Genomic DNA, 12625 nt, shown 5'->3' with positions numbered 1-12625 from the left:
CACTGTTCAAGTATGGTCTGTCGAGTGAGGACACTCGACTGGCTGACCGAAGCGGCTAACACCCGCCGAACGCTCGGGCTTCATCGGACGCCGATCGCGCGCCATCAGGACGACTCGGTCATCGATCTCGCGTCCAACGACTACCTCGGTCTGGTTCGCCACCCCGAAGTTGTCGACGCATCCTGTGCTGCGGTGCGTGATTGGGGCACTGGCTCGACCGGATCGAGACTTGTCACCGGAACGACGACTCTGCACTGTGAGCTCGAATCCGAACTCGCGGCTTTCGTCGGCGCGCAATCGGGCCTGGTGTTCTCCTCGGGATACACCGCGAATCTTGCTGTTGTGTCGGCACTCTCGGGACGCGGTGCGCTCGTGATGTCCGACTCGGCCTCTCACGCTTCGCTCGTCGACGCCTGCAGGCTCTCGCGCGCTCGAATCGAGGTATTCGACCGAGCGGACCTCGACGCAGTCGAGCGGACGCTGCAGACCCGACAGGAAGAGCGAGCACTCCTCGTCACCGACTCGGTCTTCAGCGCCGACGGAGATCTCGCGCCGCTGACCGAACTGCATGCACTCTGCCGCAAGTACTCCGCTCTGATGATCGTCGACGAAGCACACGGACTCGGTGTCCGGGGAGACGGCGGCCGTGGGCTGGTACACGAACTCGGTCTGCACGGCCTGCCGGACCTGGTCATCACGGCGACGCTGTCCAAGGCGCTTGCCTCCCAAGGAGGGGTGGTACTAGGCCCGCCCGCAGTGCGAGAGCACCTTGTCGACGTCGCAAGGTCGTTCATCTTCGACACCGCGCTCGCGCCGGCAGCCGTCGCAGCCGCTCGCGCCGCTCTCGCGGTGCTCGTCCGCGAACCTGCGCGTGCAGCCGCAGTGCGCGAGCGGGCGCAGGATTTGGCCGACATCGTCGGGGTTGCAGAACCGGAATCGGCCGTCGTATCGGTCATACTCGGAGACGCGACAGCAGCCTATGAAGCCGCGCAATACGCCCGCCGACAAGGCGTGCACGTCGGCTGCTTTCGCCCACCGTCCGTCCCCGAGGGCACCTCGCGGTTGCGACTCACCGCACGGGCCACGCTGACCGAAATCGATCTCACCGCCGTTCGCGAAGTCCTGGGATCGGTGCTGAACAGGTCACTACGGTGAGCGTTCTACTCGTCACCGGAACGTCCACCGACGTCGGCAAGACCATTGTCACCGCGGCGCTCGCGGCGACGGTACGAGCGTCGGGACGCTCTGTTGCGGTGTGTAAACCCGCACAGACCGGTGTCGCACCCGGCGAGCCGGGAGACCTCGAAGAAATTGCCCGACTCACCGGTGTGGAAAATCTGCTGGAACTGGCGCGCTACCCGGAACCATTGGCACCCGACGTCGCCGCTCGCCGCAGCTCGATGCCGCTACTTCGACTCGAAGACGTCTGCGGTGCCGTGAGCGCCCTCGACGCCGACGTGGTGCTCGTCGAGGGCGCAGGTGGGTTACTCGTACGCCTGGGAATCGGCGGTTTCACCCTTGTCGACGTCGCCCGCGGAGTAGGTGCTCCGGTCCTTGTCGTCTGCGGGGCCGGGTTGGGAACGCTCAATCACTCCGCTCTCACCGTGTCTACGCTGGAAACAGCCGGCGTGTGGTGCGCGGGCCTGGTGATCGGGTCATGGCCGAGCGCGCCCGATACAGCGGCCGTCTCGAACCTCGACGAACTGCCCTCGGTGACGTCGACAGCCTTGCTGGGCCGCCTACCGGAAGGCGCAGGAAAGCTGAGCGAACCCGAATTCACCGCTGCAGCGCCGGCGTGGTTCGACGGAATCGAAGACGTGCTGTTTCGGTGACACGTGGATTGTCACAATTTCGACCACTGCGCCGCTGGTGAAAGCTGATAACGGGGAGTAGAACCGGACTTTTTCGTTTACTGCCGTCGACGTCGGGTACTCAAGGTGCCACACCTACAGTTGGGGGCTAGAAATGAACACTGCAGTATGGATAGTGATAGCTGTTGTAGTTGTACTGCTCATCGTTGCGATTGCACTGGCGCTTGCCCGGAAGCAAAAATCCGGCCGACGCGTGGAAGCGGAGCGTATTCGTGAGAATGCTGCCGAGAAGTCCGTGCAGGTCGAGGAGCGCCAGGCGATTGCGGACGAGAGCGCCGCGAAAGCGCGCCGGTCACAGGCCGATGCCGAGGCGAAGGCCGCCGAAGCTCGCCGTCTGTCGTTGCAGGCCGAAACCCACCAGGGTGACGCTGCGACCTCGCGTGACGAACTGGATGCAGAGTTAGCCCGCGCCAACAAGATCGATCCCGACGTGAACACCAAGACCGGCACCAGCAAGTCGGGCAGTGTCGACAAGGCGTCCGCCGAGAAGATGGTCGCACCGAACGCCACTCACACCGGCCACCATGACACCGCCCATCGTGACACCGCCCACCAGGAAACTGGTCGCCATGAGGGTGCAGTCCATGACGGGGGAGTTCGTGACGGGGGAGTTCGTGACGGCAGCGTGCGTCCGGACGGCGTCGTGGGCAACGAGGACAGTGCTGTCCGTGGTGATGCTGTTCGTGGTGATGCTGTTCGTGGTGACGAGCACCTGCCGAACGACCCGCGTGGTGGCGAGCACCGCGCACCGTAAATTTCAGCTGTAGCTCTCCACTGCCCGCCCGCCGAAGTCTCGTCTCCTACTGGGAGCGGAACTTCGGCGGGCGGGTTTTGTCGTTGCTGCACCGACGTGCTCGTTACGCAATCGCTCGGTGGCGATCGGTGAATTATTACGCCCTGTAGTTGGCGAAACTGGTAAACCTGGGACACTGGAGTTCGTGACTGTTCCGACCGGCGACGATGCCCCTGTTTCGGCCCGACTCTTCGAGCGCGCGAGCGCGGTGATTCCTGGTGGAGTGAACTCCCCGGTTCGCGCGTTTCAATCGGTAGGTGGAACCCCCCGGTTCATCGCCGAGGCCAGCGGATACACGATGATCGATGCCGACGGTAAGTCCTACGTCGACCTGATCTCCTCGTGGGGCCCGATGATCCACGGACACGCTCATCCGGTCGTCGTAGAAGCGGTCCAGAAGGCAGCAGCGACGGGCTTGTCGTTCGGTGCGCCGACCGAGCGGGAAATCGAGCTCGCAGAGGAAATCATCGGGCGTGTGGGCCCGGTGGAGCAGATTCGCCTTGTGAATTCCGGCACAGAGGCCACGATGAGCGCGGTCCGCCTCGCGCGCGGTTTCACCGGACGCACCAAGATCCTCAAGTTCTCCGGCTGCTACCACGGCCATGTCGATGCGTTGCTCGCCGATGCAGGCTCGGGTCTCGCGACACTGGGGCTGCCGACATCGCCGGGAGTGACGGGCGCTCAGGCCGGCGACACGATCGTGGTTCCGTACAACGACCTCGCCGCCGTCGAGGCAGCGTTCGCGGAGAATCCAGGCGAGTTCGCCTGCATCATCACCGAGGCTGCCGCAGGCAACATGGGCGCAGTCCCGCCGGTCACCGGCTTCAACGAAGGCCTGCGTCGCATCGCCACCGACAATGGTGCGCTGCTGATCATGGATGAAGTGATGACGGGATTCCGCGTCAGCGCCGCCGGTTGGTACGGCATCGACGGCGTCGCAGGCGATCTCTACACGTTCGGAAAGGTCATGAGCGGCGGGCTCCCCGCGGCTGCATTCGGTGGTCGCGCCGACATCATGGCGTACCTCGCCCCGGCCGGCCCGGTCTACCAAGCGGGCACATTGTCCGGTAACCCGGTAGCCGTCGCCGCCGGACTTGCCAGCCTGAGACTGGCCGATGCGGCGGTATACGAGAAGCTCGAGAAAAACTCCAAGCAGCTCGGTGGACTCCTCGGCGATGCCCTCACCGCGGCAGGCGTGCGTCATCATGTGCAGTTCGCGGGCACTATGGTGAGCGTGTTCTTCTCCGACGGACCGGTCACCGACTATGCAGGTGCCAAGGCAGCCGAGACCTGGCGTTACCCGGCCTTCTTCCACGGCCTGCTCTCCCGCGGCGTCTATCCGCCGCCGAGCGCATTCGAAGCCTGGTTCGTCTCCGCAGCCCTGGACGACAATGCCTTCTCGATCATCGCCGACGCTCTACCCGCCGCCGCTCGTGCAGCAGCCCAAGCAGAAGCTGGAACCTCCAAGTGACCGACGCGCCCACCACGAACGACGCCACGCATCCGCACCAGGCCAGCAGGACCATCGTCCATGTCCTGCGTCATGGTGAAGTGCACAACCCGAAGGGCATCCTCTATGGACGCCTTCCCGGATTCCGGCTGTCGGTCACAGGCCAGGCCCAAGCCACTGCCGTCGCCAATGCTCTTGCCGGACACGACATAGCACTCGTCGTCGCATCGCCACTCCAACGCGCACAAGAAACTGCGACACCGATCGCGGCTGCGCACGGGCTCACGGTGGAGGAAGACGAGAACCTCATCGAAGCGGGAAACGATTTCGAGGGCCTTCGCGTCGCAGTCGGTGACGGCGCCCTGAGCCGTCCGCGCCACTGGTGGAAGTTGCGTAACCCGTTCACCCCGTCGTGGGGTGAACCGTACCTACAGATCGCGCATCGCATGCTCGCCGCGGTCGGAGCGGCCCGCGTGGCCGCGGTGGGCCACGAAGCCGTCGTCGTCAGCCATCAGTTGCCGGTATGGACATTGCGGCGATTCCTGCAGGGCGAACGCCTCTGGCACGATCCGCGGCACCGTCAGTGCGGCCTCGCCTCGCTCACCTCTCTCGTCTACGAGGGCGACACCCTCGTGGACATCGTCTACTCCGAGCCCGGCGGTGCCAGCGATCCCAGGATCACCGGTGCGTAGATTTCTCACTGCCGCAGCTTCCGGCATCTCCGTCGTGGTGCTGCTCGGCGCCTGCGCTACCGGCACCGACGCGGTCGCCACCGGCGGTACCTTCGACTTCGTCTCGCCCGGTGGCCAGACCGAGATCTACTACGACCCGCCTTCCGAGCGCGGAACGGTCGGAACGTTGTCCGGGCCCGATCTGATGACCGAAGGTGCCACGACGTCGTTGTCCGATTACGAAGGCAAAGCCGTCGTGATCAATGTCTGGGGACAATGGTGCGGACCGTGCCGTGGTGAGGCCGACGACCTCGAAGAGGTCTACGAGAACACCAAGGATCTCGGCGTCGAATTCCTCGGTATCAATGTGCGCGACGGCGCCCAGGACAAAGCGCAGGACTTCGTCGTCGACAACAACGTGACCTACTCGTCGATCTACGACCCCCCGATGCGCACACTCACCGCCCTCGGCGGCATACCGACTTCGGTGGTTCCCACCACGATCGTGCTCGACAAGAAGCACCGCGTCGCAGCAGTCTTCCTACGTGAACTGCTCGCCGAGGACCTGCAACCCGTCGTCGAACGGGTCGCAGGTGAGGGGCCCGAGCAACAGTGAACAACACGGTCCACTTGGCGGGCATCGGTGAGACGTTCCAGACGACGGCGTCGACGGGTCCGCTCGTCCTCGCCTTCGGCGTGTGCGTGCTCGCCGGTCTCGTCTCGTTCGCGTCGCCGTGCGTGGTTCCGCTGGTGCCGGGATATCTGTCCTATCTCGCCGGGGTAGTCGGAGCAGACGCTCCGGCGGTGACCGCGACGGAAGCTGCGACGACGAAGGTGCGGACTCGGACTCGAATGCGAGTCGCCGGTGCGGCAGGGCTGTTCGTCCTCGGCTTCACCGTGGTTTTCGTGTTGGCGACGGCAACGGTCTTCGGTGCGATCTCGGTACTGGCGGTCAATCGCGAACTGCTGATGCGAATAGGTGGCGTCGTCACCATCGCAATGGGCTTGGTGTTCGTCGGGCTCGTGCCTGCCCTGCAGCGCGACGTCCGATTCGAGCCGCGCCGAGTCGGCAGTCTCATCGGCGCACCACTGCTCGGTGGTGTGTTCGCACTGGGATGGACCCCTTGCCTCGGACCGACACTCGCGGGCGTCATTTCGCTCGCGGCGGGAACCGAAGGTGCAACGGCGGCACGCGGAGTGATACTCATCGTCGCGTACTGCCTCGGACTCGGATTGCCGTTCGTCATTCTCGCCTTTGGATCGGTCAGCGCACTTCGCGGAGTCGGCTGGCTTCGTACCCACTCACGACAGATACAGGTATTCGGCGGAATCATGTTGATAGCAGTAGGAATTGCCCTGGTGACGGGAGCGTGGGACGTGTTCGTCGGTTGGGTCCGTGACGCCTTCGTATCGGACGTGGTGTTGCCGATATGACCGATCTCGACACCAGACCGGAGCAGGCGCCACGACGTCAGCCGGCGGCACGACGCGTCCTCGCCGGCGCCCGCAACATCTGGCGTGGTCTGACGAGCATGCGGACGGCACTCGTACTGCTCTTCCTGCTGGCCTTCGCGGCGATCCCCGGTGCACTGGTTCCTCAACGCAGCCTCAACGCGGGCAAGGTCGACGAGTACATCGCCGCCCGCCCGACGCTCGGCCCGCTGATGGATCGACTCGAACTCTTCGATGTCTTCAGCAGCTTCTGGTTCACCGCGATTTACGCGCTGCTGTTCGTCTCCCTCATCGGCTGCATCCTTCCGCGCTGCATCGAGCACGGAAAAGCTCTGCGTACCAGGCCTGTTCGGGCTCCCCGGAACCTGTCGCGGCTACCGCACCATCGCCGGTACGTCGCCGACGGTTCACCCGAGGACACCGCAGCAATCGTGCAGGCACAGTTGCGCGGCTGGCGCGTGGAGAAGCGTGAAAGCAACGGGGAGGTGACGCTGTCTGCGGAGAAGGGGTACCTCCGAGAGTTCGGCAACCTCGTCTTCCACATCTCGCTCGTCCTTCTCCTCGCCGCCATCGCGTTGGGGAAGCTGTTCGGATACGAAGGCAACGTCGTGGTCATCGCCAACGACGGACCGGGGATCTGCAGCACCTCACCGGCAATTTACGACAGCTTCCGGGCCGGTTTCGAGGTCGACGGCACCGGACTCGAACCACTGTGCGTCCGCGTCAAGGATTTCAAGGCCGACTATCTCGAGAACGGTCAGGCCGAGCAGTTCACGTCCAACATCGAGTACCAGGCAGGTGACGACCTCGCGAACAACGTCTGGAAGTCCGATGTTCTGCAGGTCAACCATCCGCTACGGGTGGCAGGGGACCGTGTGTACCTGCAAGGCCACGGATACGCGCCGACATTCACGGTGACCTTCCCGAACGGCGAAACCCGCACCGAGACCATCCAGTGGCAACCGACCGACGCCACGACATTCCTCTCCAGCGGCGTCATGCGGATCGACCCACCGGGCGGGCTCTACCCCGACGCAGAGGACCGTCGTAAGAACCAGATCGCGATCGAGGGCCTGTTCGCACCTACTGCGTTCTTCCACGGCAAACTGCTCTCCTCCAGCTACCCGGCGATGACCGACCCCGCCGTCGCCATCGACATCTACAAGGGTGACACCGGACTCGATACCGGCCTTCCGCAGTCACTGTTCACGCTGAACCAGGAGATGATCAACCAGGGTCGGCTCGTCAAACAGGACCGAGTGAACCTGAAGCCAGGTGAAGCCTCGACGCTGTCCGACGGCACGACCGTCCGATTCGACGGTGCCGAAGAGTTCGTGAATCTGCAGGTGTCGCACGATCCGGCGCAGACCTGGGTGCTCGTTTTCGCGCTGACGATGATGAGCGGACTACTGGTCTCGCTGGTGATCAAGAGGCGCCGAGTGTGGGTCCGACTTCTTGCGGACGCTGACCCACGACGTACTGTAGTAGAACTTGGCGGGTTGGCTCGTACCGATCAGGCCGGGTGGGGTGAGGAGTTCGACAACCTCTGCGAGCGTCTGATTGCCGACGTGAAAACTGTGGACGCAAACTCTGTGAACACGAAGAACGACCAGGAGAACTGACCGATGCCGATTAACGAGACGCTCTCGCAGTACAGCGACTGGTCTTTCGAGTCCTCATTCACGATCTACGTACTCGCATTCGTCCTGCTCATTGCGCAGTACGCGTCGGTGAAGGCCTCGGCCGTTCACTCCAAGGAACTGGTCGGCTCCGGTGCGCCGATCGCGACGGCCACCGGCCCGGGGCGCATAGCCGACGCGCCGAAGCCTCCGCTGTCCGAGCGTCTGGCCGGCATGGGATACGCGCTGCTGATCCTCGCACTCGTGCTGCATGTGGCAGCGGTCATCCTGCGCGGGTTCGCAACGCACAGGTTCCCGCTGGGCAACATGTACGAGTTCGTCACCATGGCCACGGCCGCTGCCACGCTGACCTCGATCGTGTTGCTGCGTAAGCGTGCGATGCGCCCGATGCTCGTCTTCGTCCTGGCGCCGATCATCATCCTGATGTTCCTCGCCGCTACCAAGCTCTACGCCGACGCCGCACCCGTCGTGCCTGCACTGCGCTCCTACTGGCTGCCGATCCACGTCACCATCGTCAGCGTCGGCAGTGGAATCCTGCTCGTCTCCGGCGTCGCGAGCCTGCTGTTTCTGCTGCGCATCAAGCAGCCTGCCGGCGAGGAGAAGAGCACCGCGCTCGGCAGATTCGCCGCCAAGCTTCCCGACGCTCAATCGCTCGACCGGCTCGCGTACAAGACGACGATCATCGCGTTCCCACTGTTCGGTGCAGGCGTCATCCTCGGTGCGATCTGGGCAGAAGCAGCGTGGGGCCGCTTCTGGGGTTGGGATCCCAAGGAAACGATGTCCTTCATCACCTGGGTCATCTACGCCGCATATCTGCACGCACGGGCAACGTCCGGGTGGCGGAACACTCGCGCAGCCTGGATCAACGTCGGTGGATTCGTCACCATGTTGTTCAACCTCTTCATCATCAACATGGTGGTCTCCGGTCTGCACTCCTATGCCGGTCTGAACTAGCTGGTAACGTCCGCCTGAAATTATAGGCAGGACCGGGGTGGCGCGCTGGGGAGCGCGTCACCCGTCTCGGTAACGGTGGGGGGACAAGTTCATGGCCGATTGGCAGATGAGTTCGTGGCAGGCGGTGCGGCCGGAAGAACCGGACGAGGACCGGCCTTCGCCGATCGCTGCACCGCCAGAAGTCACGCCCGCAGAAGTCACAACCCTGGCAGTGACACCCCCGGCAGTGACACCTGCGGCAGTGACACCTGCGGCAGTCACACCTGCGGCAGTGACACCTTCGGCAGTGACACTCCTGGATGCCGCAGCCCCGGTCGTCGCGCCGGTGAAGGCTCCGTCCCGTGAGACCGAGCTCGAGCCTGAGCCCGAGCCCACAGTGGTTCACGACGCCGAGGCACCGGTCGTCGCAGCGTCCGACGCTGCACCCGACCCTGGCTTCCGGTCGACGCCCGTACCGATGCCGGCCGAGGATCAGTATCCACGCACTGCGCCGCCGACTGCGCTGCCAACGCCGGTAATCGCTTCGTCCGCACTCGATCTGACCAACGCTCTGCTGGTGAAGCAGGTCAGCCCCGCGCCACTATCGGGCTGGCGTCGGTGGCTGTATTCCGCGTCGGGCAAGCGAGTGAACCTGGGAAACAATCCGCGTGACGAAAAGCAGTTGCGCCTGATTCGACAGGTCGACCGCCAACTGGTCGGCTGCTACCGAGTGTCGGTGCTCAGCCTCAAGGGAGGCGTCGGAAAGACCACGACGACGGCGACTCTCGGGTCCATCTTCGCGAGTATCAGAGGCGACCGCGTCATAGCTGTCGACGCCAATCCCGATCGAGGGACGCTGAGTCAGAAAGTGCCCATCGAAACGCCGGCGACGGTGCGAAACATGCTGCGCGACATCGATAGTTTGGATCGATACAGCGACGTACGCGGATACACCTCGCAGAACGAGTTCAGGCTCGAGGTGCTCGCGTCGGACTCCGACCCTGCTGTGTCGAAAGCATTCAGCGGCAGCGACTACGATCGCGCCGTCGATCTGCTCGAAAAGTTCTACAGCATCGTCCTGACCGATTGCGGTACCGGTTTGATGCACTCCGCAATGGACAGCATCCTGTCCGGTTCCGACTCTCTGGTTGTGGTCAGTTCCAGCTCGGTCGACGGCGCCCGGAGTGCATCGGCCACCCTCGATTGGCTCGACGCACACGGCTACCGAGATCTCGTTCGATCCTCGGTAGCCGTCGTCAATGCCGTGCGGCCGCGAGCGGGGAAAGTTGATCTTACGAAGGTTGTAGAGCACTTTGCGCAACGGTGCAGGCAGGTCGTGCTCGTGCCCTTCGACCCGCACCTGGAAGAGGGAGCGGAGATCGATCTCGGTCGACTCAAATCCAAGACTCGGTTCGCTCTGCTGGAATTGGCTGCTGCCGTAGCCGCAGACTTCCCCAGCACTCGACCGGACGCAGCGCACACGGAAGATCGGACAAGAACAGCCCGCTCCTGAGGAGCGGGCTGCACACAGAGGCGCTAGGACGGTTCACCCGTCTCGCTGGTTACTCTGGTCGATCTTGTTTTCCCGAATCCTGACCATCGGTGCCCGAACGCCGAGTATCTCGATTCATCTTCCACAGGAATTCTGGGTCGTCGTCAGGCCCGATCACCTTGCCTGCAGGTTCCTGCACCGTCGGGCCGAACGCCTTCCAGAACAGGACGATCACTGCTACCAGACCGATCATCGCCAAAAGATAGATCATGTCGCACCTCCTCATAAGAGGGTAGCCGCGTGGGGATGTCATGTGCACCCCACGCGGCTCGCAGTTTCCTGAGAATCGCCTTTCCTGTGTGAGCGGCGAGCTACCTGTGTCCTGCCTCCGTGGTCAGCGAGGTCAGCAAAGCCATGACCTCGGACTCGCGGAAACGACGGTGGCCGCCGGGCGTACGAAGCGATCCGAGCCGTCCTGCGTGTGCCCATCGGGTCACGGTCTTCGGATCGACATGAAAGAGCGCCGCTACCTGCCCCGGTGTGAGCAGTGAATCCTGAGCCTTGTGCAGAGTTGGTGCGCTCATCTTCTCGTGTCCTCCTGCGTGCTGTCTCGCGTGTGATCGATCGCTGATGTGTCCGGTACTGCTGGTGTCTTCACCCTGACGGGGTCCTCGGTGAAGCAAGACCCGCCCTCGTGGGGTGTGCATCCCGATTGGGATCCGCCCGCGTGGACCTGCGTTCTCGTCCGATCGGTCGAGTACGCGTGGTGTACGAGACCCATGGTTACATCCAGACCCCTAGGTACTCGACTGACCTAAAGTTGGTAAAGGGGAGGTAATGGACAAATCGGATAAGTCAGGCGGCATCGAGATGGGTTGTTCCGGGCGGTAGCCTGAGGTCGTGACCGAAAGCAACACACCCCCCGCGCCCACCGCAACGAAGGGTCAGCTGTTCCGTGACATAGCTCTTTACACCGGAGCACGCTTGTTGCTCGTCATCGTCATCGCCGCCGTCATCTTCGGAATCGGCCTGCTCTTCGGTGTCGAGGTGCCCATACTCGTTGCCGCGGTATTCGGAGTACTGATCGCGCTGCCGCTGTCGCTGCTGCTGTTCAAGTCGCTGCGCATTCGAGTCAACGTGTCGATCGCCGGAGTGGACGAGGGACGCAGACAAGCGCGTGCAGATCTGCAATCGAAGCTTCGCGGAGACGACGGCCGCTGATGACCCGCATCGTCGATCACTCGGCGTCACGTGAATGGGTCGACAACGCAGTCCGGCTGATCGACGCGGACGCCCAACGCAGCGCCGACACCCATCTCCTGCGCTACCCGCTGCCGGCCGCCTGGAACATCCAGCTCTACCTCAAAGACGAGTCCACGCACATCACCGGAAGCCTCAAGCACCGGCTCGCCCGCTCACTGTTCCTCTACTCGATCTGCAACGGTTGGGTCACCGAGAACACCACCGTCGTCGAAGCATCCTCCGGATCGACAGCAGTCAGTGAGGCATACTTCGCGCGCCTACTCGGCCTGCGCTTCGTCGCCGTCATGCCGCGCAGCACCAGCCCCGCCAAAATTGCGCTCATCGAAACCCACGGCGGGAAATGTCACTTCGTCGACGACCCGGCCGCGATGTACACCGAAGCGCACCGACTCGCCGCCGAACCCGACACGCACTACATGGACCAGTTCACGCACGCCGAACGCGCAACCGACTGGCGCGGAAACAACAACATCGCCGAATCCATCTTCGACCAACTCACCCGCGAAGAATCACCCATACCCACCTGGGTCGTGATGGGAGCCGGCACCGGCGGCACCAGCGCCACCATCGGCCGCTACATCCGGTACCGACGCCACGCCACACGATTGGCCGTCGTAGACCCGGAGAACTCCGCGTTCATCGGCGGCTACGAAAGCGGAAGCGCCGACTACCAGACCGACAAACCATCTCGGATCGAAGGAATCGGACGCACACGAATCGAACCATCCTTCGTCGGGCAAGTCATCGATCGCATGATCGCCGTACCCGACGCAGCATCCGTCGCCGCCACCAGACACGCATCCACAGTTCTCGGAAAGCGAGTCGGCGGGTCGACCGGAACCAACATCTGGGGCGCCTTCGGACTGATCTCCGACATGATCGCCGCCGGCGACCACGGCAGCGTCGTGACAGTGCTGTGCGACGGCGGAGAACGCTACGCCGACACCTACTTCGACGACAGCTGGGTCGCCGATCAGGGAATGGACCTCACCGGCCCGACCTCGGTCCTCGAAAACTTCCTCGAAACAGGAGAATTCGTACCCTGAACTCCCAGTTCCGC

At 63.6% G+C, this 12625-nt stretch carries 14 protein-coding genes; 12 read left to right on the top strand and 2 right to left on the bottom strand.

The window, feature by feature from the left end; translation table 11 throughout:
* The first annotated feature begins 12 nt into the window (after window positions 1-12).
* The 10 genes from BJI47_RS05700 to BJI47_RS05655 all read left to right on the top strand — a co-directional run bounded on the left by BJI47_RS05700 (window position 13) and on the right by BJI47_RS05655 (window position 10323).
* Window positions 13-1155, top strand: a complete 1143-nt coding sequence (locus BJI47_RS05700) for an 8-amino-7-oxononanoate synthase (protein ID WP_088942815.1) — start codon at window positions 13-15, stop codon at window positions 1153-1155.
* A complete protein-coding gene (gene bioD, locus BJI47_RS05695; RefSeq protein WP_088942814.1) occupies window positions 1152-1832 on the top strand; it encodes a dethiobiotin synthase in 681 nt (226 codons plus the stop codon). Before BJI47_RS05700 ends, bioD begins: the two co-directional genes overlap by 4 nt.
* A 133-nt stretch (window positions 1833-1965) precedes the next feature.
* Window positions 1966-2625: a hypothetical protein gene (locus BJI47_RS24445; RefSeq protein ID WP_254900407.1), complete on the top strand. Its 660-nt coding sequence runs from the start codon at window positions 1966-1968 to the stop codon at window positions 2623-2625.
* 184 nt (window positions 2626-2809) lie between these two features.
* A complete protein-coding gene (gene hemL / locus BJI47_RS05685) occupies window positions 2810-4135 on the top strand; it encodes a glutamate-1-semialdehyde 2,1-aminomutase (protein WP_088942813.1) in 1326 nt (441 codons plus the stop codon).
* Window positions 4132-4806, top strand: a complete 675-nt coding sequence (locus tag BJI47_RS05680; protein ID WP_088942812.1) for a histidine phosphatase family protein — start codon at window positions 4132-4134, stop codon at window positions 4804-4806. Before hemL ends, BJI47_RS05680 begins: the two co-directional genes overlap by 4 nt.
* Window positions 4799-5401, top strand: coding sequence for a TlpA disulfide reductase family protein (locus tag BJI47_RS05675; RefSeq protein ID WP_088942811.1), 603 nt, complete (start codon window positions 4799-4801; stop codon window positions 5399-5401). The genes BJI47_RS05680 and BJI47_RS05675 overlap by 8 nt, the downstream gene beginning before the upstream one ends.
* Complete coding sequence (locus tag BJI47_RS05670) at window positions 5398-6219, top strand: cytochrome c biogenesis CcdA family protein (protein WP_088942810.1); 822 nt, start codon at window positions 5398-5400, stop codon at window positions 6217-6219. Before BJI47_RS05675 ends, BJI47_RS05670 begins: the two co-directional genes overlap by 4 nt.
* Window positions 6216-7859 (top strand): cytochrome c biogenesis protein ResB, encoded by a 1644-nt coding sequence (locus BJI47_RS05665; RefSeq protein ID WP_088942809.1) that lies wholly within the window; start codon window positions 6216-6218, stop codon window positions 7857-7859. The genes BJI47_RS05670 and BJI47_RS05665 overlap by 4 nt, the downstream gene beginning before the upstream one ends.
* Window positions 7860-7862: 3 nt before the next feature.
* Complete coding sequence (gene ccsB / locus BJI47_RS05660) at window positions 7863-8831, top strand: c-type cytochrome biogenesis protein CcsB (RefSeq protein ID WP_088942808.1); 969 nt, start codon at window positions 7863-7865, stop codon at window positions 8829-8831.
* 91 nt (window positions 8832-8922) lie between these two features.
* Window positions 8923-10323 carry an AAA family ATPase gene (locus BJI47_RS05655; protein WP_254900406.1) on the top strand — a complete coding sequence of 467 codons (1401 nt, stop codon included), beginning with the start codon at window positions 8923-8925 and terminating at the stop codon, window positions 10321-10323.
* A 49-nt stretch (window positions 10324-10372) separates the two neighbouring features.
* On the opposite strand, the gene BJI47_RS05650 is transcribed toward BJI47_RS05655, so the two are convergent.
* Both BJI47_RS05650 and BJI47_RS05645 read right to left on the bottom strand, forming a co-directional pair.
* Window positions 10373-10573, bottom strand: a complete 201-nt coding sequence (locus BJI47_RS05650) for a hypothetical protein (protein WP_088942807.1) — start codon at window positions 10571-10573, stop codon at window positions 10373-10375.
* A gap of 100 nt (window positions 10574-10673) precedes the next feature.
* Window positions 10674-10886: a BldC family transcriptional regulator gene (locus BJI47_RS05645; protein ID WP_084346180.1), complete on the bottom strand. Its 213-nt coding sequence runs from the start codon at window positions 10884-10886 to the stop codon at window positions 10674-10676.
* Between the two features lie 316 nt (window positions 10887-11202).
* On the opposite strand from BJI47_RS05645, the gene BJI47_RS05640 reads away from it, so the two are divergent.
* Both BJI47_RS05640 and BJI47_RS05635 read left to right on the top strand, forming a co-directional pair.
* Window positions 11203-11523 (top strand): DUF4229 domain-containing protein, encoded by a 321-nt coding sequence (locus tag BJI47_RS05640; RefSeq protein ID WP_088942806.1) that lies wholly within the window; start codon window positions 11203-11205, stop codon window positions 11521-11523.
* Entirely contained in the window at window positions 11523-12611 is a 1089-nt protein-coding gene (locus BJI47_RS05635) for a PLP-dependent cysteine synthase family protein (RefSeq protein WP_088942805.1), read from the top strand. The genes BJI47_RS05640 and BJI47_RS05635 overlap by 1 nt, the downstream gene beginning before the upstream one ends.
* Window positions 12612-12625 lie beyond the last annotated feature (14 nt).

Source organism: Rhodococcus sp. 1168, from assembly GCF_002091955.1.
In the GTDB taxonomy this organism is placed as follows: Bacteria; Actinomycetota; Actinomycetes; order Mycobacteriales; family Mycobacteriaceae; genus Rhodococcoides.
This window is presented reverse-complemented; position numbering and strand designations above follow the sequence as displayed.

Excerpts from the sequence above, each read along its gene's own strand:
- BJI47_RS05700 (WP_088942815.1), top strand. The coding sequence starts at position 13 with ATGGTCTGTCGAGTGAGGACACTCGACTGGCTGACCGAAGCGGCTAAC.
- BJI47_RS24445 (WP_254900407.1), top strand. The coding sequence starts at position 1,966 with ATGAACACTGCAGTATGGATAGTGATAGCTGTTGTAGTTGTACTGCTC.
- BJI47_RS05665 (WP_088942809.1), top strand. The coding sequence starts at position 6,216 with ATGACCGATCTCGACACCAGACCGGAGCAGGCGCCACGACGTCAGCCG.
- ccsB (WP_088942808.1), top strand. The coding sequence starts at position 7,863 with ATGCCGATTAACGAGACGCTCTCGCAGTACAGCGACTGGTCTTTCGAG.
- BJI47_RS05655 (WP_254900406.1), top strand. The coding sequence starts at position 8,923 with ATGGCCGATTGGCAGATGAGTTCGTGGCAGGCGGTGCGGCCGGAAGAA.
- BJI47_RS05650 (WP_088942807.1), bottom strand. The coding sequence starts at position 10,573 with ATGATCTATCTTTTGGCGATGATCGGTCTGGTAGCAGTGATCGTCCTG.
- BJI47_RS05645 (WP_084346180.1), bottom strand. The coding sequence starts at position 10,886 with ATGAGCGCACCAACTCTGCACAAGGCTCAGGATTCACTGCTCACACCG.
- BJI47_RS05635 (WP_088942805.1), top strand. The coding sequence starts at position 11,523 with ATGACCCGCATCGTCGATCACTCGGCGTCACGTGAATGGGTCGACAAC.